Genomic DNA, 22459 nt, shown 5'->3' with positions numbered 1-22459 from the left:
GCCGCTTCGCAGCGCGTTCGGCCCTCTCCCCCAGCCCCTCTCCCATGCATGGGAGAGGGGAGCTAATCGAGCACTCTCTATGTGAACAGCCTTACTGCCATGGCGGGGCTTTTCTTTGCCAATAAAAAAGCCCCGCCAGATGGCGGGGCTGAGGGGGAGAGGCGTCGATGCCTCCAAAGCACAGCTTGGTTCGTTACAGCAGCAGGGTGCGGATATCCCCCAGCACGTCGCCCAGGCGCTTGGTGAAGCGCGCGGCGGCGGCGCCGTTGATCACCCGGTGGTCGTAGGACAGCGACAGCGGCAGCATCAGGCGCGGCTGGAAGGCCTTGCCGTCCCATACCGGCTGCATGGCCGCCTTGCTCACCCCGAGGATCGCCACTTCCGGCGCGTTGACGATCGGCGTGAAACCGGTGCCGCCGATGTGGCCGAGGCTGGAGATGGTGAAACAGGCGCCCTGCATGGCGTCCGGCGAGAGTTTCTTGCTGCGCGCCTTCTCGGCCAGCTCGGCGGCTTCGCCGGCCAGCTGCAGCAGGCTCTTCTGGTCGACGTCGCGGATCACCGGGACCAGCAGGCCGTCCGGGGTATCCACGGCGAAGCCGATGTGCACGTACTTCTTGCGGATCAGCGCCTTGCCGGACGGGGCCAGCGAGCTGTTGAAGTCCGGCAGCTCCCTGAGCAGATGGGCGCAGGCCTTGAGCAGCAGCGGCAGCACGGTGAGCTTGACCCCGGCCTTCTCGGCCACCGCCTTCTGCGCCACGCGGAAGGCTTCCAGCTCGGTGATGTCGGCGCTGTCGAACTGGGTCACGTGCGGCACGTTGAGCCAGCTGCGGTGCAGGTTGGCGGCGCCGACCTGCATCAGACGGGTCATCGGCACTTCTTCGACCGGGCCGAACTTGCTGAAGTCCACTTCCGGGATCGGCGGGATGCCGGCACCGCCGGCGGCACCGGCGGCCGGGGCGTCCTTGGCCTTCTGCAGCATGGCCTTGACGTAGGCCTGCACGTCTTCCTTGAGGATGCGGCCTTTCGGGCCGGTGCCCGGCACGGCGGTCAGGTCGACGCCGAACTCGCGGGCGGTCATGCGCACCGCCGGGCCGGCGTGTACCTTGCTGCCGTCACGCACGGGCGGCGTCACGGCGGCAGCGGCGGCGGCCAGCGCGGCGATGGCGCCAACCTCGGCCGCCACCTCGGGCTTGGCGCCCGGCGGAGTGCGGTGCACCGGCTCGCTTGTAGGTGCCGGGGCGGCCGCAGGGGCTGCAGCAGCCTCGTTGGCACCGCCTGCCACGCGCAGCTTGAGGATCAGGTCACCGGTGCCGACTTCGGCGTCCAGCTTGACCACGACTTCCTCCACCACGCCGGCGGCCGGCGCGGGGATTTCCATGCTGGCCTTGTCCGACTCCAGGGTGATCAGCGACTGGTCGGCTTCGATGGTGTCGCCGGCCTTGACCAGTACCTCGATGACCTTGACCTTGCCGCTGGTGCCGATGTCCGGCACATGCACGTCCTGCACGCTGGCGGCGGCCGGAGCCGCTGCGGGAGTGGCGGCAGGCGCGGGGGCCGGTTCGGCGGCCTTGGGCGCTTCGACCGCAGCAGGGGCCGCAGCCGGTTCGGCGGTCGCGGCGGCGCCCTCGACTTCCAGCACCAGCAGCTCGTCGCCTTCCTTGAGGCGGTCGCCCAGCTTGACCTTCAGTTCCTTGATGATCCCGGCCTTGGGCACGGGGACTTCCATGGAGGCCTTGTCGGACTCCAGGGTCAGGATGCTCTGCTCGGCCTCGACGCGGTCGCCGACCTTGACCAGCAGTTCAATGACCTCGCCTTCACCGCCGAGGTCGGGTACGCGAATCAACTCACTCATCGCTACGCTCCTTAGCAGTCCAGGGGATTGGCTTTTTCAGGGTCGATGCCGAACTTGGCGATGGCATCGGCCAGCACCTTGGCTTCGATCTCGCCACGGTCGACCAGCGCTTCGAGCGCGGCCAGGACCACCCAGTAACGATCTACCTCGAAGAAGTGACGCAGCTTCTTGCGGCTGTCGCTGCGGCCGAAGCCGTCGGTGCCGAGCACCTTGTACTCCTTGCTGGGCACCCACTGGCGCACCTGCTCGGCGAACAGCTTCATGTAGTCGGTCGAGGCAACCACCGGGCCCTTGCGGCCGGTGAGGCATTCCTGGATGAACGCCTGCTTGGGCTTCTGCCCCGGGTGCAGGCGGTTCCAGCGCTCCACGGCCAGGCCGTCGCGGCGCAGTTCGTTGAAGCTGGTGACGCTCCACACGTCCGAGCCGATGTTGAACTCGTCACGGAGGATCTTCGCCGCCTCGCGCACTTCGCGCAGGATGGTGCCGGAGCCCAGCAGCTGCACGTGGTGGGCGGCTTCCTTCTTGTCTTCCTCGAGCAGGTACATGCCCTTGATGATGCCGTCCTCGGTGCCGGCCGGCAGGGCCGGCTGCTGGTAGGACTCGTTCATCACGGTGATGTAGTAGAAGACGTTCTGCTGCTCCTCGATCATCTCCTTGATGCCGTGGCGGATGATCACCGCCAGCTCGTAGCCGTAGGTCGGGTCGTAGGTGCGGCAGTTGGGGATGGTCGCGGCCATGATGTGGCTGTGGCCGTCCTCGTGCTGCAGGCCTTCACCGTTCAGCGTGGTACGCCCGGCGGTACCGCCGATCAGGAAGCCGCGGGCGCGGCTGTCGCCGGCGGCCCAGGCCAGGTCGCCGATACGCTGGAAGCCGAACATCGAGTAGAAGATGTAGAACGGCAGCATCGGCTGGTTGTGCGTGGAGTAGGAAGTACCGGCGGCGATCCAGCTGGACATGGCGCCGGCCTCGTTGATGCCTTCCTCGAGGATCTGGCCCTTCTTGTCCTCGCGGTAGAACATCACCTGGTCCTTGTCGACCGGCTCGTACAGCTGGCCGACCGAGGAGTAGATGCCGAGCTGGCGGAACATGCCTTCCATGCCGAAGGTACGCGCCTCGTCCGGCACGATGGGCACGATGCGCGCGCCCAGGTCCTTGTCCTTGACCAGCTGCGAGAGGATGCGCACGAAGGCCATGGTGGTGGAGATGTCGCGGTCGCCGGTGCCGTCGAGGATGGCCTTGAGGGTATCCAGTGGCGGGGTCGGGATGCTGAAGCTCTGCGTGCGGCGCTGCGGCACGAAGCCGCCGAGGGCCGCGCGGCGCTCGTGCAGATACTTGTACTCCGGGCTGCCCGGCTCGGCCTTGACGAAGGGCAGGCTCTCCAGCTCGTCGTCCTTGACCGGGATGTCGAAGCGGTCGCGGAATTTCTTCAGGCTGTCGATATCGACTTTCTTGGTGTTGTGCGCGGTGTTCTTCGCTTCACCGGCGCCGGTGCCGTAGCCCTTGATGGTCTTGGCCAGGACCACGGTCGGCTGACCCTTGTGGTTCACCGCCTGGTGGTAGGCCGCGTACATCTTGTACGGGTCATGGCCGCCGCGGTTGAGGTTCCAGATTTCCTGGTCGGAGAGGTCCTTGACCATCTCCTTCAGCTCGGGGCTGTTGAAGAAGTGCTCACGCACGTAGGCCCCGTCCTTGGCCTTGTAGTTCTGGTACTCGCCGTCGATCACCTCGTCCATGCGGCGCTGCAGCAGGCCGTCGGTGTCTTTGGCCAGCAGCGGGTCCCAGAAGCGGCCCCAGACTACCTTGTTGACGTTCCACTCGGCGCCGCGGAACACGCCTTCGAGTTCCTGGATGATCTTGCCGTTGCCGCGCACCGGGCCGTCCAGGCGCTGCAGGTTGCAGTTGATCACGAAGATCAGGTTGTCCAGCTTCTCGCGGCCGGCCAGGGAGATGGCGCCGAGGGATTCCGGCTCGTCGCACTCGCCGTCGCCCATGAAGCACCACACTTTTTGCTTCCCAGCGGGAATGTAGCCGCGGCTTTCCAGGTACTTCATGAAGCGCGCCTGGTAGATCGCCTGGATCGGGCCGAGGCCCATGGACACGGTGGGGAACTGCCAGAAGTCCGGCATCAGCCAGGGGTGCGGGTAGGAGGACAGGCCCTTGCCGTCGACTTCGCGACGGAAGTTGTTCATCTGCTCTTCGCTGATGCGGCCTTCGAGGAAGGCGCGGGCGTAGATGCCGGGGCTGGCGTGGCCCTGGAAGAAGATCAGGTCGCCGCCATGCTCTTCGGTCGGCGCCTGGAAGAAGTAGTTGAAGCCGATGTCGTAGAGGGTCGCGCTGGAGGCGAAGCTGGAGATGTGACCGCCCAGGTCGGGGTCCTGCAGGTTGGTGCGCATCACCATGGCCAGTGCGTTCCAGCGCACCAGCGAGCGAATCCGCCGCTCCATGAACAGGTCGCCGGGCATGCGTGCCTCATGGCCGACCGGGATGGTGTTGCGGTAGGGCGTGGTGATCGCATAGGGCAGCTGGGTGCCGCTGCGGGTGGCCAGTTCGCCCATGCGGGTCAGCAGGTAGTGGGCGCGGTTCTCACCCTCCTTGTCGAGGACGGACTCGAGGGCGTCCAGCCATTCCTGGGTTTCGACGGGATCGAGGTCTTGCATGGCTTGCTCCAGGGCGGAAAGGCTTCCAGAATCGGAGGCCTGGGCTCGTGCACGCTTTTTGGGCGGGCTACGTGAAGTCGTGATCGACCGCTGTGCTCGTGGTCGCTTTTGTAGTTTTACTACATTTCGATGGCGCCTGTAGAGTCCGGGACACATTCTTTAGTAGTAAAACTACAGTTTTCTCTGGAAGGGCAGTGGCGCCTGGGTGGATTCGGGGCGGGCTACCCGTCCCCAAGGATAGACCATGAGCCTGCCGCCACTGGCCGCCCTGCCGGCCCCCCTGCTGCCCCTTGCCGAACGCGCTACCGCGCTGTTGCCCGCCGCCTGGCCGGCCGAACGTACGGAGGCGCTGCGGCGCAGCTGCGCGCTCAGCGACTTCGTTCACGAACAGGCCATGCGTGACTCGCAGCTGCTGACCGAGCTGGGCGCGAGCGGCGACCTGGAGCGCCGTTTCGCTGCCGGCGAGCTGCTTGGGCAGTTGCAGGCCCTGCTGGCCGACTGTGCCGACGAGGACGAGCTGGGGCGGCGCCTGCGGCGTTTCCGTAATCGCCAGCAGGTGCGCATCATCTGGCGCGACCTGAACCGCCAGGCCAGCCTGGCCGAGACCTGCGGCGACCTTTCCGACCTCGCCGATGCCTGCATCGACGGCGCCTACCAGTGGCTCTACCCGCGCCACTGCGAGCAGTTCGGCACGCCGATCGGCCGCCGTAGCGGCCAGCCGCAGCATCTGGTGATCCTCGGCATGGGCAAGCTTGGTGCCCACGAGCTGAACCTGTCCTCGGACATCGACCTGATCTTCGGTTACCCCGAGGGTGGCGAAACCGAGGGGGTCAAACGCTCGCTGGACAACCAGGAGTTCTTCATCCGCCTGGGGCAGCGGTTGATCAAGGCGCTGGACGCCATCACCGTCGAGGGTTTCGTGTTCCGCGTCGACATGCGCCTGCGCCCCTATGGCTCGTCCGGCGCCCTGGTGCTCAGCTTCAACGCCCTGGAGCAGTACTACCAGGACCAGGGGCGCGACTGGGAGCGCTACGCCATGATCAAGGCGCGCGTGGTCGGCGGTGACCAGGCCGCCGGCAAGCAGCTGCTGGAAATGCTGCGGCCCTTCGTCTACCGCCGCTACCTGGACTTCTCTGCCATCGAGGCGCTGCGCGCGATGAAGCAGCTGATCCAGCAGGAAGTGCGGCGCAAGGGCATGAGCGACAACGTCAAGCTCGGCTCCGGTGGCATCCGCGAGGTGGAGTTCATCGCCCAGGCCTTCCAGCTGATCCACGGCGGGCGCGACCTCAGCCTGCAGCAGCGGCCGCTGCTCAAGGTGCTGGATACCCTCGAGGGGCAGGGCTACCTGCCGGCGCCGATCATCGCCGAGATGAAGGAAGGATACGAGTTCCTGCGCTACACCGAGCACGCCCTGCAGGCCATCGGCGACCGCCAGACGCAGATGCTGCCGGACAACGACCTCGACCGCGCGCGGGTGGCCTGCATCATGGGCTTTGCCGACTGGGCGAGCTTCCATGAGCGGCTGATGTACTGGCGCGGGCGCATCGAGTGGCATTTCCGCCAGGTCATCGCCGACCCGGACGAAGAGGAGGGTGGCGAGGCGGAAACCTGCGTCGGTGGCGAGTGGCTGCCGCTGTGGGAAGAGGCGCTGGAGCCGGACATGGCCGAGCGCCAGCTGGCCGAGGCGGGCTTCCGCGAACCGGCGGCCGCCCTCAAACGGCTGATCGACCTGCGCGGCGGCAATCAGGTACGCACCATGCAGCGCCTCGGGCGCGAGCGCCTGGATGCCTTCGTCCCGCGCTTGCTGGCGCAGGCGGTGGAGCACGCCGATCCGGACCTGGTGCTGGAGCGCGTGTTGCCGCTGGTGGAGGCGGTGGCGCGGCGTTCGGCCTACCTGGTGCTGCTCACCGAGAATCCCGGTGCCCTGCAGCGGCTGATGACGCTGTGCGCGGCCAGTCCGTGGATCGCCGAGCAGATCACCCGCTTCCCGCTGCTGCTCGACGAACTGCTCAACGAGGGCCGGCTGTTCAAGCCGCCGCTGGCGCCGGAGCTGGCGGCCGAGCTGCGCGAACGCCTGACGCGCATTCCCGAGGACGACCTGGAACAGCAGATGGAGGCCCTGCGCCACTTCAAGCTGGCCCACGGCCTGCGCGTGGCCGCCTCGGAGATCGCCGGCACCCTGCCGCTGATGAAGGTCTCGGATTACCTGACGTGGCTGGCCGAGGCCATCCTTGACCAGGTGCTGGCCCTGGCCTGGCGCCAGACCGTGGCCAAATACGGCAATCCGCGCCGCGCCGATGGCAGCCTGTGCGATCCGGACTTCGTCATCGTTGGCTATGGCAAGGTTGGCGGCCTGGAGTTGGGGCACGGCTCGGATCTGGACCTGGTATTCATCCACGACGGCGACTCACAGGCCGAGACCGACGGCGCCAAGCCCATCGACGGCGCGCAGTTTTTCGCCCGTCTGGGCCAGCGCATCATCCACCTGCTGACCACCCAGACCACCTCCGGCCAGCTCTACGAGGTGGATATGCGCCTGCGGCCCTCTGGGGCGGCGGGCCTGCTGGTCAGCTCGCTGGCGGCCTTCCAGCGCTACCAGGAGAACGAAGCCTGGACCTGGGAGCACCAGGCGCTGGTGCGCGCGCGCGTGCTCGCCGGCTGCAGTCGGGTGGCCGAAGGCTTCGAGCGGGTGCGTGCGGCGATCCTTGAACGCTCGCGCGACCTGCCCAAGCTGCAGGCCGAGGTTAGTGAGATGCGCGCCAAGATGCGCGACAACCTGGGCAGCCGCGAAACCGCCGCCGGCACCGGGGAAAACGCCTTCGATGCGGCGACTTCCTTCGATCTGAAGCAGGATGCCGGAGGTATCGTCGATATTGAATTTATGGTGCAATACGCGGCCCTGGCGTGGTCGGGGCAGCATCCGACGCTGCACCGCTACACCGACAACATACGCATTCTCGATGGCCTGCGCGACGTCGGGCTGTTGCCCGCCGCGGACGTCGAGCTGCTGCAGGAGGCCTACAAGGCCTACCGCTCCGCCGCCCACCGGCAGGCGTTGCAGAAGCAGCCGGGCAAGGTCGGTGGCGACCAGTTCGCCGAGGAGCGGCGCAGCGTGATGCGCCTGTGGAGCGAGCTGGGCCTGAACTGAACGAAACGAATCCTGAGGAGTGGCAAAGATGTCGATGTCCGACCGTGATGGCGTGATCTGGTACGACGGCGAGCTGGTGCAGTGGCGCGACGCCACCACCCACGTACTGACCCACACCCTGCACTACGGCATGGGCGTGTTCGAGGGGGTGCGCGCCTACAACACCCCGGACGGCACCGCCATCTTCCGCCTGCAGGCGCACACCGACCGCCTGTTCGACTCGGCGCACATCTTCAACATGCAGATCCCCTTCTCCAAGGAAGAGATCAACGAGGCGCAGCGCGCCGCGGTACGCGAGAACGGCCTGGAAAGTGCCTACCTGCGTCCGATGGTGTTCTTCGGCAGCGAAGGCATGGGCCTGCGTGCCTCGGGCCTCAAGGTGCACGTGATCGTCGCCGCCTGGAACTGGGGCGCCTACATGGGCGAGGAAGCGCTGCAGAGCGGGATCAAGGTGCGCACCAGCTCCTACACCCGCCACCACGTCAACATCTCGATGACCCGCGCCAAGGCCAACGGCAACTACATCAACTCGATGCTGGCCCTGCAGGAAGCCATTTCCGGCGGCGCCGACGAGGCCATGCTGCTGGACCCGGAAGGCTACGTGGCCGAAGGCTCGGGCGAGAACATCTTCCTGGTCAAGGACGGCGTGGTGTACACCCCGGAGGTGACCTCCTGCCTGAACGGCATCACCCGGAGCACCATCCTCACCCTGGCTGCCGAGCACGGCATCAAGGTGGTGGAGAAGCGCATCACCCGCGACGAGGTGTACATCGCCGACGAGGCCTTCTTCACCGGCACCGCCGCCGAAGTCACGCCGATCCGTGAAGTGGATGGCCGCCAGATCGGCGCCGGCCGTCGCGGCCCGGTCACCGAGAAGCTGCAGAAGGCCTACTTCGATCTGGTCACCGGCAAGACCAGCGCCCACGCCGAGTGGCGCACGCTGGTTAAGTAAGGCAGTCGTCAAGGGACATGACGGGGAGGCTTTGGGCCTCCCCGATCGTTTCTGGAAAAAGCATGAAAATACTGATCGTGGGGCCCAGCTGGGTCGGTGACATGGTGATGGCGCAGACCCTGTTCGTCTGCCTCAAGCGGCGCCATCCCGGCTGCGAGATCGACGTGCTGGCGCCCGAGTGGAGTCGGCCGATCCTCGAACGCATGCCCGAAGTGCGCGCGGCGCTGAGCTTCCCGCTCGGCCATGGTGTGCTCGACCTCGCCACCCGGCGCAGGATCGGCCAGTCGCTGGCCGGCCAGTACGATCAGGCGATCCTGCTGCCCAACTCGCTCAAATCCGCGCTGGTGCCGTTCTTTGCCAAGGTGCCCAAGCGCACCGGCTGGAAGGGCGAGATGCGCTACGGCCTGCTCAACGACCTGCGCAAGCTGGATAAAGAGCGCCTGCCGCTGATGATCGAGCGCTTCATGGCGCTGGCTTATGAAGCGGGCGCCGAGCTTCCCAAGCCCTACCCGCAGCCGCGCCTGGTGATCGACGAGGCCAGCCGGACCGCCGCCCTGGCCAAGTTCGGCCTGAGCCTGGACCGCCCGGTGCTGGCGCTGTGTCCCGGCGCCGAGTTCGGCGAGGCCAAGCGCTGGCCGGTGGAGCACTACGCCAAGGTCGCCGAGATCAAGATCCGCGCCGGCTGGCAGGTATGGATGTTCGGCTCGAAGAATGACCACCCCGGCTGCGAGTCGATCCGCGAGCGCCTGATCCCGGGGTTGCGCGAAGAAAGCGTGAACCTGGCCGGCGAGACCAGCCTGGCTGAGGCCATCGACCTGCTCTCTGCTGCCACCGCTGTGGTATCCAACGACTCCGGCCTGATGCACGTGGCCGCTGCGCTGAATCGCCCGCTGGTGGCGGTGTACGGCTCGACTTCGCCGCAGTTCACCCCGCCGCTGGCCGACCAGGTGGAAATCGTCCGTCTGGGCCTGGACTGCAGCCCCTGCTTCGAGCGTACCTGCCGCTTCGGTCACTACAACTGCCTGCGCGAGCTCAAGCCGCGCCCGGTGATCGAGGCGCTGGACCGCCTGGTCGCCGACCCGGTCGAGGTGCAATAGTTTGCGGGTTCTGCTGATCAAGACTTCTTCGCTGGGCGACGTGATTCATACCCTGCCGGCGCTCACCGATGCGGCGCGGGCCATTCCCGGCATCCAGTTCGACTGGGTGGTGGAGGAGGGCTTCGCCGAGATTCCCGCCTGGCATCCGGCCGTGGCGCAGGTGATCCCGGTGGCCATCCGCCGCTGGCGCAAACACCTGCTGCAGACCTGGAAAAGCGGCGAGTGGAAACGCTTCAAGCAGCGCCTGGGCGAGGTCGAATACGACTTGGTGATCGACGCCCAGGGCCTGTTCAAGAGCGCCGTGCTGAGCCGTTACAGCAAGGCGCCGGTGGCCGGACTGGACCGCGACTCGGCGCGCGAGCCGCTGGCCTGCCGTTTCTACGACCGCCTGTACGCGGTGCCCAGGGAGCAGCATGCCCTGGAGCGCACGCGCCAGCTGTTCGCTCAGGCGCTGGGTTACCCGCTGCCGCCGCAGATCGGCGACTACGGTCTGGATCGCGCGGCCATGGCCGATGCGTCCGCCCAGCCCTACCTGCTGTTCCTGCATGGCACCACCTGGGCCAGCAAGCACTGGCCGGAGGCCGACTGGCGCGCCCTGGCCGAGCGCATGGCCGGGCAGGGTTGGGCCATCCGCCTGCCCTGGGGCAACGAGAGCGAGCGTGAGCGCGCCCAGCGCATCGTCGCCGGCATCGACAACGCCGCCGTGCTGCCCAAGCTGAATCTGGCCGGCGTGGCCAAGGTGATCGCCGGCGCCACCGCCTGCGTCGCCGTGGACACCGGCCTCGGCCACCTGGCGGCGGCGCTCGATGTGCCGACCATTTCCCTGTATGGCCCGACCCTGCCGGGCAAGGTCGGTGCCTATGGGCGCGGCCAGGTGCACCTGTGCGCCACTGGGCCGGGTGCCGGCCAGGGCGATCGGCACAAGCCCTGCTTCGACGGCCTCGACGCCCAGCGCGTCGGCGATGCGCTGAATGCCATGCTGCTGGCGCAGCAGGAGGCGGTGTGATGCAGCTGGCCTTCGTGCTCTACAAGTACTTCCCGTTCGGCGGGCTGCAGCGCGATTTCATGCGCATCGCCCTGGAGTGCCAGGCGCGCGGCCATGCCATTCGCGTCTACACGCCGATCTGGGAGGGCGAAGTGCCCGCCGGTTTCGACGTGCGGGTGGCGCCGATCAAGGCGTTCTTCAACCATCACCGCAACGAGAAATTCAGCGCCTGGCTGGCCGCCGACCTGGCGCGCGACCCGGTGGATCGGGTGGTCGGTTTCAACAAGATGCCGGGCCTCGACGTCTACTACGCCGCCGACGGCTGCTACGAGGACAAGGCGCAGACCCTGCGCGCGCCGATCTACAAGCGCTGGGGCCGCTACAAGCATTTCGCCGACTATGAGCGGGCGGTGTTCGCCCCGGAGTCGAGGACCGAGATCCTGATGATCTCCGAGGTGCAGCAGCCGCTGTTCATCAAGCATTACCAGACTCCGGAGGCGCGCTTCCACCTGCTGCCGCCGGGCATCGCCGCCGATCGCCGTGCGCCGGCCAATGCCGGCGAGATCCGCGCCGAGTTCCGCCGCGAGTTCCAGCTGGCCGACGACGACCTGCTGCTGGTGCAGATCGGCTCCGGCTTCAAGACCAAGGGCCTGGACCGCAGCCTCAAGGCCCTGGCCGCGCTGCCGCGCGAGCTGAAGAAACGCACCCGCCTGATTGCCATCGGCCAGGACGACCCCAAGCCCTTCCTGCTGCAGGTCAAGGCGCTGGGGCTGTCCGATCAGGTGCAGATACTCAAGGGGCGCAGCGATATTCCGCGCTTCCTGCTTGGCGCCGATCTGCTGGTTCATCCGGCCTACAACGAGAACACCGGTACCGTGCTGCTGGAGGCGCTGGTCTCCGGCTTGCCGGTGCTAGTCAGCGCAGTCTGCGGCTATGCCCACTACATCGCCGAAGCCGAGGCCGGGCGCGTGGTGCCGACGCCGTTCGAGCAGGAGGTGTTCAACCGCATGCTCGCCGAGATGCTTGGCGACGACGCGGCGCGCGCCAAGTGGAGCGCCAATGGTCTGGCCTTCGCCGACTCGGCCGACCTGTATTCGATGCCGCAGCGCGCGGCTGACGTGATCCTGGCGGAGCGCGCATGAAACTGATGACATGCGTAGGGTGGATAACGCGCAACGCGCTTATCCACCGATCCGACAACCGGTGGAAAAGGCCTGCGGCCGTTTTCCACCCTACGGAGGCGGTATGCGCCTGATTCTTGTCGAGCCGTTCAAGTCGCTATGGGCCGGACAGGATGCCTTCGTCGCCGTGGAGGCCCTGCAGGGCCAGGTCTACCGCGAGTTGGAGGGGCGGCGCACGCTGCGCACCGAAGTCGACGGGCGCGGCTACTTCGTCAAGATCCACCGCGGCATCGGCTGGGGTGAGATCGTCAAGAACCTGCTCAGCGCCAAGCTGCCGGTGCTCGGCGCCGGCCAGGAATGGCGGGCGATCCAGCGTCTGACCGAGGCCGGTGTGCCGACCATGACCGCCGTGGCCTATGGCGAGCGCGGTAGCAATCCGGCGGCGCAGCACTCCTTCATCGTCACCGAGGAACTGGCGCCGACCACCGACCTTGAGCAGCTGACCCTGAACTGGGCCCAGCAGCCGCCCGAAGCGCGCCTCAAGCGCGCGCTGATCGCCGAAGTGGCGAAAATGGTCGGCGGCATGCACCGCGCCGGGGTCAATCACCGCGACTGCTATATCTGCCACTTCCTGCTGCACACCGAAAAACCTGTAACGGCGGACGATTTCCGCCTCTCGGTGATCGACCTGCACCGCGCCCAGGTACGCAGCGCCGTACCCCTGCGCTGGCGCAACAAGGATCTGGCCGCGCTGTATTTCTCCGCCCTGGACATCGGCCTGACGCGGCGGGACAAGCTGCGCTTCCTGCGTACCTACTTCCAGCGCCCGCTGCGCGACATCCTGCGCGACGAGGCGCGGCTGCTGGCCTGGCTGGAGCACAAGGCAGACAAGCTGTACGCGCGCAAGCAGCGCTACGGGGATGCGCTCTGATGGCCGGCTGGTTCCTGGACCCGACCTACGCCGGGTTGCGTACGGAGTTTGGCGACCTGGCCAGCGTGTTCGCCCTGGAAGGCAAGCGCCTGACCCGCGACCCGCTGTCCGAGGTGGTGCTGATCGAGCGCGACGGCGTGCGCTACTACGTCAAGCGCTACTGGGGCGCCGGCAAGGGCCTGCGCCGCTACATCGGCCGGCCACGGGTCAAGGCTGAGTGGCAGAACCTGAAGAATTTCGCCAAGTGGGGCATTCCCACCGCGCCCATCGTCGCCTATGGCCTGGAGCGCAAGGGCGGCGCCTTCGTGCGTGGTGCGCTGATCACTCGCGAGCTGGAGCACACCCGCGACCTGGCACTGATGGCCAAGAAAGGTGACGAGCGCCTGCGCGACGCTGGCTGGGTGGATGGTGTCAGTCGCCAGCTGGCCCGGGCGACCCGCGCCCTGCACGACCATCATTTCGCCCACAACGACCTGAAGTGGCGCAACCTGCTGGTCAACGAGCAGGCCGAGCTGTTCCTGATCGACTGCCCGACCGGCAGCTTCTGGTGGGGGCCGTTCCTGCGCTACCGGGTGATCAAGGACCTGGCCTGCCTGGACAAGGTCGCCAGCAAGGTGCTGACGCGCAGCCAGCGTCTGCGCTTCTTCCTGCAGTACCGCGGGCGCGAGCGCCTCTCCAGCGGCGACAAGCGCCGCGTGCGGCAGATAGTGAAATTCTTCGAGGGCAGGGAATGAGCGATTTCATCGCCGCCGAGGATCGCGCCATCCTCGAACGCCACGGACTGGCCGATTACGACGCGCTGTGGGCGCTGCAACTGGAAGCGGTGGACGAACCCAACACCGAGCGCGGAGGCTGGAGCAGCGTCTATCGCCTCGACCTGGGCGAGGCGGCCTATTACCTCAAGCGCCAGAGCAACCACCTGACCCACAGCCTGCTGCGCCCGCTCGGCGAACCGACTTTCGCCCGCGAATTCCGCAATATCCGCCGCTATGCCGCGCTGGGCATTCCCGCGCTGCAGGCGGCCTTCTTCGCCGAGCGCCGACTGCCCGGTGAGCGCCGCGCCATCCTGCTGACCCGCGCGCTGGACGGCTGGCAGGACCTGGATCACTGGCTGCAGGGCTGGGCGCAGTTGGACGGCGCCCGCCGCGCGGCCATCCTGCACGCCTGCGGCACGCTGGCGCGGCGCCTGCACGCGGCGGGCCAGGTACACGGCTGCTTCTATCCCAAGCACATCTTCCTGAAAGAGCAGGGCGAAGGCTTCGCGGCGCAGCTGATCGACCTGGAGAAGACCCGTCCGCTGTTGCTCGGCGAGCGCGACCGGATCAGGGACCTGGAGCCGCTGCTGCGCCGCGCCAGCGTCTGGAGCGAGGCCGAGGTGCGCCAGTTGCTGGCCGCCTACCTGGGCGAGGCGGGCGACATCGAACGCTGGAGCCAGCGTCTCGGCGCGCGCCGCCGGCACAAGGAGTCGCGCTGATGCAGCTGGCCGATTTGCAGCTTGCCGGGCGTGCGCCGGAACTACCTCTGCAGCTGGTGCTGAATGGCGAGCCGCTGGTACTGGAGCGCCTGTTGCGGGTGCTGCCGGGGCAGCGCTATGTCGGCCTGGCCCGCTGGCGCGGCCGTGCGGTGCTGGCCAAGCTGCTGGTTGGCGGCAAGGCCGAACGGCATTTTCAGCGTGAGCTGGCTGGCGCGCGCCTGCTCGCCGAGCAGGGGCTGTGCACGCCCGAGCTGCTGGCCGAAGGCTTCGTAGTCGGGCAGGGCGGCTGGCTGCTGTTCGACTATCTGGACGGTGCCGAGAGCCTGTGGGATGCCTGGCGCGCCGTCGAGCGCGAGGCTCTGCTGTCCGACGCGCAGCAGGCGGTGCTGGGCGAGGCGCTGAATGTCATCGGCCAGCTGCATGCCAGGGGCCTGTGGCAGGCCGACCTGCACCTGGACAACCTGCTGCGGCACGATGGTCGCCTGTTCGTCATCGATGGCGGCGGTGTGCAGGTCGAGACGGCCGGCCAGCCGCTGTCGCGCCAGCGCGTGCTGGAGAACCTCGGGGTGTTCTTCGCCCAGCTTCCGGCCGAGCTGGAACCCTTCACCGAAGAACTGCTGGTGCACTACCTGCTGGCCAACGGCGAGCATGCCCTGCCGCTGGAGGCCCTGCTCAGGGAAGTGGCAAGGGTGCGGCGCTGGCGCCTGCGCGACTACCTGAAGAAGGTCGGCCGGGATTGCAGTCTGTTCGCGGCCAAAATCGGTGCCTTCGGCCTGCGCGTGGTGCGTCGTGAGCAGGACGCCGAGCTGGCGCCGCTGCTGGGCCAGATCGACGCGCGCATCGATGCCGGGCATATCTACAAGACCGGCGGCGCGGCCACCGTTGCCCGGGTCGAGCTGAATGGTCGGCCGCTGGTGGTCAAGCGCTACAACATCAAAAGCTGGCTGCACTGGCTCAAGCGTTTCTGGCGCCCCAGCCGGGCCTGGCACAGCTGGGTCGAGGGCAACCGCCTGGAGCTGCTGGGCATCGCCACGCCGCGCCCGCTGGCGGTGCTCGAGCGGCGCTGGTGCTGGCTGCGCGGCCGTGCCTACCTGGTGACCGACTACTGTGGCGGCGAGGACCTGATCGCGCGCTTCACGCCGCATGTCGATGGCTGCCCGCCGGAAGCCGAGCTGGCGGCGCTGGACCGGCTGTTCGCCGCGCTGATCCGCGAGCGCATCAGTCACGGCGATTTCAAAGGCCACAACCTGTTCTGGGACGACGGCCGCTGGAGCCTGATCGACCTCGACGCCATGCGTCAGCACGCTGGGCAGAGTGGCTTCGCCCGCGCCTACGCCCGCGACCGCGCGCGCTTCCTGCGCAACTGGCCGGCGGAATCCGCCCTGCACCGCCTGCTGGACGCGCGCCTGCCGCGTCTGTGACGCGACCGCGCGGTCGGCACCCGGCGATACCCGCGGCCGGAGTCTGTCGCTATAATCCCCGCCTTTGTTCGGGCGAAAGCTGTTTCGCCCTTCCACCTGTCCCGGCGGCATCGTCCGCCCGTAGCTGCAAAGAGGCTTTCCCGTGGCATTGACCATTCTCGGCCTGTCCGGCGCGCTCAGCCATGACCCGTCCGCCGCCCTGTACATCGACGGCAAGCTGATCGCGGCGGTCGAGGAAGAGCGCTTCGTGCGCGACAAGCATGCGAAGAACCGCATGCCCTACGAGTCCGCCAAGTTCTGCCTGGAACAGGCCGGGATCAAGCCCTCCGACGTCGACGTGGTGGCCATTCCGTTCGCGCCCATCAGCATCTTCGAGAAGGCCCGCTGGCAGTACGCCAAGCGTTACTGGTACGCACCGGACCGCGCCCTCGACGCCATCCTGATGGGCAATCGCCGCTACAAGCGCTACCACAAGAAGATCCAGTGGTGCCTGGAACAGCTGGGCTTCGACCTGAAGAAGGTCAAGATCGAGCCGGTCGAGCACCACCTGGCCCACGCTTCCAGCGCCTACTACTGCTCGGGCTTCAAGGAAAAAACCGCGATCCTCGGCATCGACGGCAAGGGCGAGTACGCCACCACCTTCTTCGGCTGGGGCGAGAACGGCAAGATCCACAAGATCAAGGAATTCTACGATCCGGATTCGCTCGGCGGCCTGTACGGCGCGATCACCGAATTCCTCGGCTTCGAAATGCTCGACGGCGAGTTCAAGGTCATGGGCATGGCGCCCTACGGCGACGCGGCCAAGTACGATTTCTCGCGCCTGGCCAAGTTCGAGAACGGTGAGCTGATCATCAACACCGACTACGCCAACGTCATCGGCTTCCGCCGCTACAAGGAAAACGGCAAGGGCTACTACTTCTCGCCCAAGCTGATCGAGTGGCTGGGGCCGAAGCGCCAGGGCGACATCGCCGACGACCCGTATATCCACTATGCCGCCAGCATGCAGGCCCTGTTCGAGAAGCTGGCGCTGGAGATGATGGAGTACTACCTCGGCGACATCCTCAAGGAAACCGGCAAGATTGCCTTTGCCGGCGGCTGCGCGCTGAACGTCAAGCTGAACCAGAAGATCATCGCCCGCGACGACGTCAAGGAGCTGTTCGTGCAGCCCGCTTCCGGTGACGCCGGCACCGCCGTCGGCGCCGCCGCCTATGTCTCGCACCAGCGCGGCGTGCCGGTGGAGAAGATGGAGCACGTCTACCTCGGCCCGTCCTACTCCAACGAAGACGTGATCGCCGCCTGCGCCCGCCACCCGAGCAAGCCGGTGTTCAAGCGCATCGACAATACCCCCGAGCGCATCGCCAAGATCATGGTCGACGGCAACCCGGTGGCCTGGTTCCAGGGCCGCATGGAGTTCGGTCCGCGCGCCCTCGGCGGCCGTTCGATCATTGGCTGCCCGAGCGTGCCGGGCGTGGCCGACCGCATCAACGAACAGATCAAGTTCCGCGAGCGCTGGAGACCCTTCTGCCCGTCGATGCTCGACACCGTGGCGCCGAAGATGCTCAAGGTCGACCATCCGAGCCCGTTCATGACCTTCACCTTCGAGGTCAACGAAGAGTGGAAGGAGCGCGTCGGCGAGGTAGTGCACGAGGACGGCACTTCGCGCGCCCAGGTGCTGGAACGCCAGTACAACCCGCGCTGGTACGACCTGATGCTGGAGCTGGAAAAACTGACCGGCAACGGCGTGTCGCTGAACACCTCGCTCAACCGCCGCGGCGAGCCGATGATCTGCTCGCCGACCGACGCGCTGAACATGTTCTACGGCTCCGACCTGCAGTACCTGATCATGGAAGACATCCTCGTGGTCAAGGACGGCAAGGACTGGTATGACAACATCTGAGGTCATGGGGGCCGGGCAGCAGTGGATACTGCAGTTCTGCCATGGCTATGACGGCCCCTTCCTCGATTGCGCGCGGCAGTACGCCGCGCTGTTTGCCGGTACGCGTTACAAGGTCTGCACCGTCTACCTGACCGGTGCGCCGAGCGCCGAGGTCGAGGCCGGTTCGGCCTCCGACGAGGTGATCTTCCTCGACTATTCCAGTCGCCAGGTGCGGGGCCTGAAGCTCAAGGCCATCGCCGACTTCCGGCGCATCGCCGCGTCGCGCGACTTCGCGGTCTGCATCGCCCACCGCTTCAAACCCATCTATGTCGCCTTGCTCGGCAGCCCGCTGCCGGTGATCGGCGTGCACCATGCCTTTGGTGACTACAAACGCCGCACTCGCCAGCTGTTCGCCAATCTTTTCCGCAAGCGCCTGGCGCTGCTTGGGGTGTCCGATGCGGTGCGCGATGACATGCGTGCGTGCCTGCCTGCCTGGCCGGGCGAGCGCATCGAAACGCTGTACAACCGCATCGACATCGCGGCCGTGCAGGCCGAGCAGGTCTCCCGCGAGGCGGCCCGCGCGCATCTGGGCCTGCCGCAGGGTGCCTGGGTGGTCGGCAATGTCGGTCGCCTGCATCCGGACAAGGACCAGGCTACCCTGATCCGCGGCTTCGCCCAGGCGCTGCCGCAGCTGCCTGCCGGCAGCCTGCTGGCGATCATGGGCAGCGGCAAGCTGGAGGTTTCGCTCAAGCACCTCGCCGCCGAGCTGGGTGTGACTGAAAGCGTGCGTTTTCTCGGCCAGGTGGCCGGCGGCCGGCGCTACTTCAAGGCCTTCGACCTGTTCGCCCTGAGCTCCAACCACGAGCCGTTCGGCATGGTGCTGCTGGAGGCCATGGCCGCCGGCGTGCCGGTGATCGGCACCGACTGCGGCGGTGGCCGCGAGGTGGTGCAGGGCGCCGGCGAGCTGTTCCCGCTCGGCGATGCCGCCGCCCTGGCCGGCGCGCTGCAGCGCCAGGCACAGAACCGCGATCTGCCGGCGCTGCGCGAACGCCTGCAGGCGCACCTGCAGCAGCGTTTCTCCGACGCGGTGGTGCGCGAGCGTTTCTGGTCGCTGCCACTGCGTGCGATGCTGAGCTGAGGTCGACTCGATGCAGGATGCTGTCGCCAACCCCTGGGCCGCCAAGGCCCGCGCCCTGGACCGCTACCGCTGGCTGCTGCTGCGCGAGCGCCACGGCCTGCTCGGCAGCGCCCTGCGCTTTGCCCGCGAGGCGCTGGGCGACTGGTGGTTCGGCGTGCGCGCCAAGTCCCGTCTGGCCGAGTCGGTCACTGCCGAGCCTTGCGATTTCCTGCTGCTGCAATCGGCGCCGAAAGTCATCGCCTTCCAGCGCAAGAAACTGCTGATCGAAGGCCTGCGCGGCCGCGGCCACAACCTGGTGGAGACGGCGCTGCAGGAACCCAAGGCCATCCTGCGTGAGCGCCTGCTCAAGCGTCCGCCCCATCCAGTGCCGACCCGCTACTTCGGCATTGCCGCCTACGCCGAGTGGCTGGTCGAGCAGCATCAGCCACGGGTCCTGCTCAACGACCGCAATGGCAGCCTGTATGCGCCGTTCCTGCGCCTGGCACTGAACGCCCGCGGCAGCCGGCTGGTGCACCTGGCCCACGCCACCACGGTGGAAGGCTCGCGCCGCCTGGGCATGAACGACTACGACTACTACTTCCTGTTCGGCCAGAGCTCACTGGAAGCCCTGCAGGCGCGTGAGCTGCGCTTCGGCACTTCGATCGCGGTATTAGCCGGCTCGCATATGATCGACCAGGCCTTCGACCTGCCACCTGCCGACCCCGCTCGGCGCGTGCTGCTGGTGCTCGGCGTGGGGCCGGACAAGGAAAAGGAGCCCGGCTACCAGCGCACCTACCAGCTGCTCCGCGACTGGTCGGAGCAGAACCCGGACTACCAGGTGCTGATCAAGGCTCACCCGCGCAGCCAAGTGCCGTTCTGGCAGGACGCTGCCGGCGCGCTGGACAACGTCCGTGTATTGCCCTGCGAGTGCGGTCTGGCCGATGCGCTGGCGCAAGCTTCGGTGGTGGTCAACATCATGTCCAACGCGGTGATCGAGGCCGGGCTGGCGCAGCGCCCGGTGTTGCCGGTCAACCTCAGTGGTGAGCCGGATATCTTCAATCAGGAGGCGTTCTTCGGTGCTGCGCTGGCCAGCGTCGACGAGATTGGCGATAGGCTTGAGTGGATCGAGCAGGCCTATGACCAGGCACGAGCAGAAGCGCAGGCCTTCGGCTGCTTCCACCTGGCTCACGGTTCGCGGGGGTTGGCGTTCAACCAGCAGACTCTCGAGTGCCTGTTGCGTAGCGAAGCGTTACCGCCAGAGGTCGAGGTCGTGACGTTGCCGGCCACAGTCTGATTCCTTACCGTATTGATCGCCGTTGTGACGGCCCGAATTCCAAGTCGTGGAAATGACGATGACCCAGTTCCTGTTCTTCTCTCTGGCCAAGCACCAGAGCATTTATTTTCAGCGCTTGCTTGATGAGACCGACCTGAAAGGCAAGGTCGTTGCGCCACGCCAGATGCCCTGGCCGCGTCCCTGGCGTTTACGCAGCATTGCTGAGCGGATTGATTGGTCGCATCTGATTCAAGAGAAGTGCCAGGAGCGACGGGTCAAGCGCAAGTATGAGGGAGTGCTCTATCGACTGTTACTGCGCCTGGAGTTGGCCTGGGTGGCGCTGCGGATTGATGCACTCCTGGCGCGAGAGCGACCTTCCAATGTAGCGGTGTGGAACGGCTCACATCGCTACTGTCAGCTGCTGCTTGCGTTGTGCCCCAAGGGTTGCGGAACCTTCTTTTTCGAGAATGGCTTGCTACCGGACACCATGACCTTGGATCCCAAGGGCGTGAACTACCGCAACTCGGTACCGCGAGATGCTGATTTCTATCGTGGCTATGTGGCGCCTGAGGGAGCGGCTGAGGCCCGGCTCACTCTTGTGCCACGCAAGCCGCGCAATGCGGAGCAGGCCCCGATCAAGCTGCCGCAAAGCTTTATCTTTATTCCCTTTCAGGATGATCGTGACACCCAAGTTCGCCTGTTCTCGCCTTGGGTCAGTGATATGCGTCAATTGTTTTCGTTAGGGGAACTAGTGGCTCGCGAAACTGGTATGACCGTCGTCTTCAAGGAGCATCCCTCCAGCCGAGAGTCATATCCGGAACTGCATGCTCGTGCGCACGAGCGTCTGTTATTTGCCAATGGCAACAGTACGCAAGAACTGATTCAGGCTAGTCAGTTCGTCATTACGCTCAATTCGACGGTAGGCTTGGAAAGTATATTGCTTGATAAGCCGGTCCTGACACTGGGGCAGGCGTTTTTCAATATTCCGGGTTTGGTGGCGCATGCCGACTCTGCTGAGGAGTTGGTTGCACTGGTCAATGCCTTCCCAGGCTGGCATCTGGATATCAGGATTCGTGAGAATTTCCTGCGCTATTTGGCGGCAGAGTACTGCGTGCAAGGCGGTTGGCAGAATGCTGATCATGCGCAGCTATTGAGGGTAGCGAGGCGGATGCGACAGTCGGGGCGCTGAAATGGTGAAGTTGCCGACGAGCCGGATGGTGCTCTCTCGTTGGGCGCTGATCGGTTTATTCGTCCTTCTGTGCGGTCCTTGGTTCCTGCCGAGCAACAAGCTTTACCACCAGCTGATCATCGTTCTACTTTGGCTTCCTGCTCTCCTCGCGCTGCTCTTGGAGCGAGACTTTCGGCGCCAGATTTTCCAGGCGGAGATGATGTTATTCATCATTTTGTCGGGCTGGATGTTACTTATTCTGCTGCTCAAGGGGGCGAGTGACCCAGCTAGCAAGGCAAAGCTGCCTATCTATGTATTTCTTTCTCTGGTGGGAATAGTGCTGGCCGCTCGCGATGTGCGCTGGTCTTTAGAGGCACAGCTGCGTGTCTCTATCTTGGTGGGTGGTTTTTTAGCCTGGGTGTCGGTTCAATATTTCTCGCTTACAGGGCCGCATGCGCCTTTCCAGAGGTTGATTGCTATTGGTCTGTGGGATACAGCGATTATGGCTGCACATGCTGTTGGGGCTTTGGCGGTTTTGGGCTTTTTGCTCTTTAGAGATGTAAGCACGCGCCGTATTGTGTATTTGCTTGCAGTCGCGGTGGCGGCGGTAGGGTATGTACTGTTTATCGGATTGAACCAGAGCCGCGGTGTCTGGTTGGCTGTCATGGTGACGTCGTTGGCGTTGCTGCTGTCGCGCCCCTCACGGAGCAGCTTGACTGTGCTGCTCGTGGGCGTGGGGATGGTTAGCTTCGTCTGTTGGCAGGCTCCTGAGATATTGATGCAGAGAGGGCTTTCATATCGTCCGGAACTTATTGCTGGGGGGCTCGAACTGCTTAAACAGAATTGGCTACTGGGCTTGGGTTTCAATCCTTACGAGATAGTCGTGCACTCTGCCAGTAATACGTATAAGCATCCCCATAATCTCTATCTCGACTTGTCCATTCGCTTGGGGCTGCCTGGTCTTTTCCTGTTTCTGCTGCTTTGGGGGGGCGTATTCTGGAGGGGGTGGCGGAATAGGCAGGAGGTTATGGGGAGGGCGCTTTTGGCGCTTTGGTGTTTCTCCAGTGTGGCGTTGCTGACGGATGGTATTGGTTTGTGGTTCAAGCCCAATGCAGATTGGTTGATCACTTGGCTACCCATCGCAATAAGTTTGGTATTGGCTGTGCGGCAACAAGAGAGCCGCTCGATAACGGGTATATCCAGTGTATCGCTGTGCCATGTTAGGGAGAGTAAAGCATGACCGCCGATGAGCAGTCTGTGATCGCCAAGTCGTTCGCCGAGCTGCGAGGTACCCGCAGTGGGCCAGTATTTATAATTGCCTCCGGTCCGTCGACCAGGTCCTTTCCGTTGCAGCGCTACGGCGACTACCCGATGCTAGCGCTTAAGG

The 22459-nt window shown here is 65.7% G+C and carries 16 protein-coding genes; 14 read left to right on the top strand and 2 right to left on the bottom strand.

The window, feature by feature from the left end; translation table 11 throughout:
• Positions 1–193 precede the first annotated feature (193 nt).
• On the bottom strand, positions 194–1852 hold the full coding sequence (gene aceF / locus PA6_RS19375) for a dihydrolipoyllysine-residue acetyltransferase (protein ID WP_021702670.1): 1659 nt from the start codon (positions 1850–1852) through the stop codon (positions 194–196).
• A gap of 11 nt (positions 1853–1863) precedes the next feature.
• Positions 1864–4509, bottom strand: coding sequence for a pyruvate dehydrogenase (acetyl-transferring), homodimeric type (gene aceE / locus PA6_RS19370; protein WP_021702669.1), 2646 nt, complete (start codon positions 4507–4509; stop codon positions 1864–1866).
• A gap of 244 nt (positions 4510–4753) precedes the next feature.
• Here aceE and glnE point away from each other — a divergent pair, with 244 nt between their 5' ends.
• The 14 genes from glnE to PA6_RS19300 all read left to right on the top strand — a co-directional run bounded on the left by glnE (position 4754) and on the right by PA6_RS19300 (position 22312).
• Positions 4754–7657: a bifunctional [glutamate--ammonia ligase]-adenylyl-L-tyrosine phosphorylase/[glutamate--ammonia-ligase] adenylyltransferase gene (gene glnE / locus PA6_RS19365; RefSeq protein WP_021702668.1), complete on the top strand. Its 2904-nt coding sequence runs from the start codon at positions 4754–4756 to the stop codon at positions 7655–7657.
• 28 nt (positions 7658–7685) lie between these two features.
• The gene (locus tag PA6_RS19360) at positions 7686–8609 is read left to right on the top strand and encodes a branched-chain amino acid transaminase (protein ID WP_021702667.1); all 924 of its coding nucleotides are present in this window, start codon (positions 7686–7688) and stop codon (positions 8607–8609) included.
• Positions 8610–8671: 62 nt separating this feature from the next.
• Positions 8672–9706: a lipopolysaccharide heptosyltransferase II gene (gene waaF, locus PA6_RS19355; RefSeq protein WP_021702666.1), complete on the top strand. Its 1035-nt coding sequence runs from the start codon at positions 8672–8674 to the stop codon at positions 9704–9706.
• Between the two features lies 1 nt (position 9707).
• On the top strand, positions 9708–10712 hold the full coding sequence (gene waaC, locus PA6_RS19350; RefSeq protein ID WP_021702665.1) for a lipopolysaccharide heptosyltransferase I: 1005 nt from the start codon (positions 9708–9710) through the stop codon (positions 10710–10712).
• Positions 10712–11833, top strand: a complete 1122-nt coding sequence (locus tag PA6_RS19345) for a glycosyltransferase family 4 protein (RefSeq protein WP_021702664.1) — start codon at positions 10712–10714, stop codon at positions 11831–11833. The genes waaC and PA6_RS19345 overlap by 1 nt, the downstream gene beginning before the upstream one ends.
• 103 nt (positions 11834–11936) lie before the next feature.
• Positions 11937–12743: a lipopolysaccharide core heptose(I) kinase RfaP gene (rfaP, locus tag PA6_RS19340; protein ID WP_021702663.1), complete on the top strand. Its 807-nt coding sequence runs from the start codon at positions 11937–11939 to the stop codon at positions 12741–12743.
• Positions 12743–13477 (top strand): lipopolysaccharide kinase InaA family protein, encoded by a 735-nt coding sequence (locus PA6_RS19335; protein ID WP_021702662.1) that lies wholly within the window; start codon positions 12743–12745, stop codon positions 13475–13477. Before rfaP ends, PA6_RS19335 begins: the two co-directional genes overlap by 1 nt.
• Positions 13474–14217, top strand: a complete 744-nt coding sequence (locus PA6_RS19330) for a lipopolysaccharide kinase InaA family protein (protein WP_021702661.1) — start codon at positions 13474–13476, stop codon at positions 14215–14217. The genes PA6_RS19335 and PA6_RS19330 overlap by 4 nt, the downstream gene beginning before the upstream one ends.
• Positions 14217–15638, top strand: a complete 1422-nt coding sequence (locus PA6_RS19325; protein ID WP_021702660.1) for a lipopolysaccharide kinase InaA family protein — start codon at positions 14217–14219, stop codon at positions 15636–15638. The genes PA6_RS19330 and PA6_RS19325 overlap by 1 nt, the downstream gene beginning before the upstream one ends.
• A gap of 142 nt (positions 15639–15780) precedes the next feature.
• Positions 15781–17535 (top strand): carbamoyltransferase family protein, encoded by a 1755-nt coding sequence (locus PA6_RS19320; protein WP_021702659.1) that lies wholly within the window; start codon positions 15781–15783, stop codon positions 17533–17535.
• Positions 17522–18652 (top strand): glycosyltransferase, encoded by a 1131-nt coding sequence (locus PA6_RS19315; RefSeq protein ID WP_021702658.1) that lies wholly within the window; start codon positions 17522–17524, stop codon positions 18650–18652. The genes PA6_RS19320 and PA6_RS19315 overlap by 14 nt, the downstream gene beginning before the upstream one ends.
• A 10-nt stretch (positions 18653–18662) precedes the next feature.
• Entirely contained in the window at positions 18663–19925 is a 1263-nt protein-coding gene (locus PA6_RS19310; RefSeq protein ID WP_021702657.1) for a glycosyltransferase family protein, read from the top strand.
• Between the two features lie 58 nt (positions 19926–19983).
• Complete coding sequence (locus PA6_RS19305; protein ID WP_021702656.1) at positions 19984–21093, top strand: capsular polysaccharide export protein, LipB/KpsS family; 1110 nt, start codon at positions 19984–19986, stop codon at positions 21091–21093.
• 1 nt (position 21094) lies between these two features.
• Complete coding sequence (locus tag PA6_RS19300) at positions 21095–22312, top strand: O-antigen ligase family protein (RefSeq protein ID WP_043217056.1); 1218 nt, start codon at positions 21095–21097, stop codon at positions 22310–22312.
• The last annotated feature ends 147 nt before the right edge of the window (positions 22313–22459 follow it).

The sequence above is a fragment of the Aquipseudomonas alcaligenes NBRC 14159 genome, assembly GCF_000467105.1.
Taxonomy (GTDB): Bacteria; Pseudomonadota; Gammaproteobacteria; order Pseudomonadales; family Pseudomonadaceae; genus Aquipseudomonas; species Aquipseudomonas alcaligenes.
Note: the sequence above shows the minus strand (reverse complement) of the source record. Positions and strands in the feature narration are given on the sequence as shown.

Bases quoted from the DNA above. Each gene is read 5' to 3' on its own strand.
- aceF (WP_021702670.1), bottom strand. From the start codon at position 1,852: ATGAGTGAGTTGATTCGCGTACCCGACCTCGGCGGTGAAGGCGAGGTC.
- aceE (WP_021702669.1), bottom strand. From the start codon at position 4,509: ATGCAAGACCTCGATCCCGTCGAAACCCAGGAATGGCTGGACGCCCTC.
- glnE (WP_021702668.1), top strand. From the start codon at position 4,754: ATGAGCCTGCCGCCACTGGCCGCCCTGCCGGCCCCCCTGCTGCCCCTT.
- PA6_RS19360 (WP_021702667.1), top strand. From the start codon at position 7,686: ATGTCGATGTCCGACCGTGATGGCGTGATCTGGTACGACGGCGAGCTG.
- waaF (WP_021702666.1), top strand. From the start codon at position 8,672: ATGAAAATACTGATCGTGGGGCCCAGCTGGGTCGGTGACATGGTGATG.
- PA6_RS19345 (WP_021702664.1), top strand. From the start codon at position 10,712: ATGCAGCTGGCCTTCGTGCTCTACAAGTACTTCCCGTTCGGCGGGCTG.
- rfaP (WP_021702663.1), top strand. From the start codon at position 11,937: ATGCGCCTGATTCTTGTCGAGCCGTTCAAGTCGCTATGGGCCGGACAG.
- PA6_RS19335 (WP_021702662.1), top strand. From the start codon at position 12,743: ATGGCCGGCTGGTTCCTGGACCCGACCTACGCCGGGTTGCGTACGGAG.
- PA6_RS19330 (WP_021702661.1), top strand. From the start codon at position 13,474: ATGAGCGATTTCATCGCCGCCGAGGATCGCGCCATCCTCGAACGCCAC.
- PA6_RS19325 (WP_021702660.1), top strand. From the start codon at position 14,217: ATGCAGCTGGCCGATTTGCAGCTTGCCGGGCGTGCGCCGGAACTACCT.
- PA6_RS19315 (WP_021702658.1), top strand. From the start codon at position 17,522: ATGACAACATCTGAGGTCATGGGGGCCGGGCAGCAGTGGATACTGCAG.
- PA6_RS19310 (WP_021702657.1), top strand. From the start codon at position 18,663: ATGCAGGATGCTGTCGCCAACCCCTGGGCCGCCAAGGCCCGCGCCCTG.
- PA6_RS19305 (WP_021702656.1), top strand. From the start codon at position 19,984: ATGACCCAGTTCCTGTTCTTCTCTCTGGCCAAGCACCAGAGCATTTAT.
- PA6_RS19300 (WP_043217056.1), top strand. From the start codon at position 21,095: ATGGTGAAGTTGCCGACGAGCCGGATGGTGCTCTCTCGTTGGGCGCTG.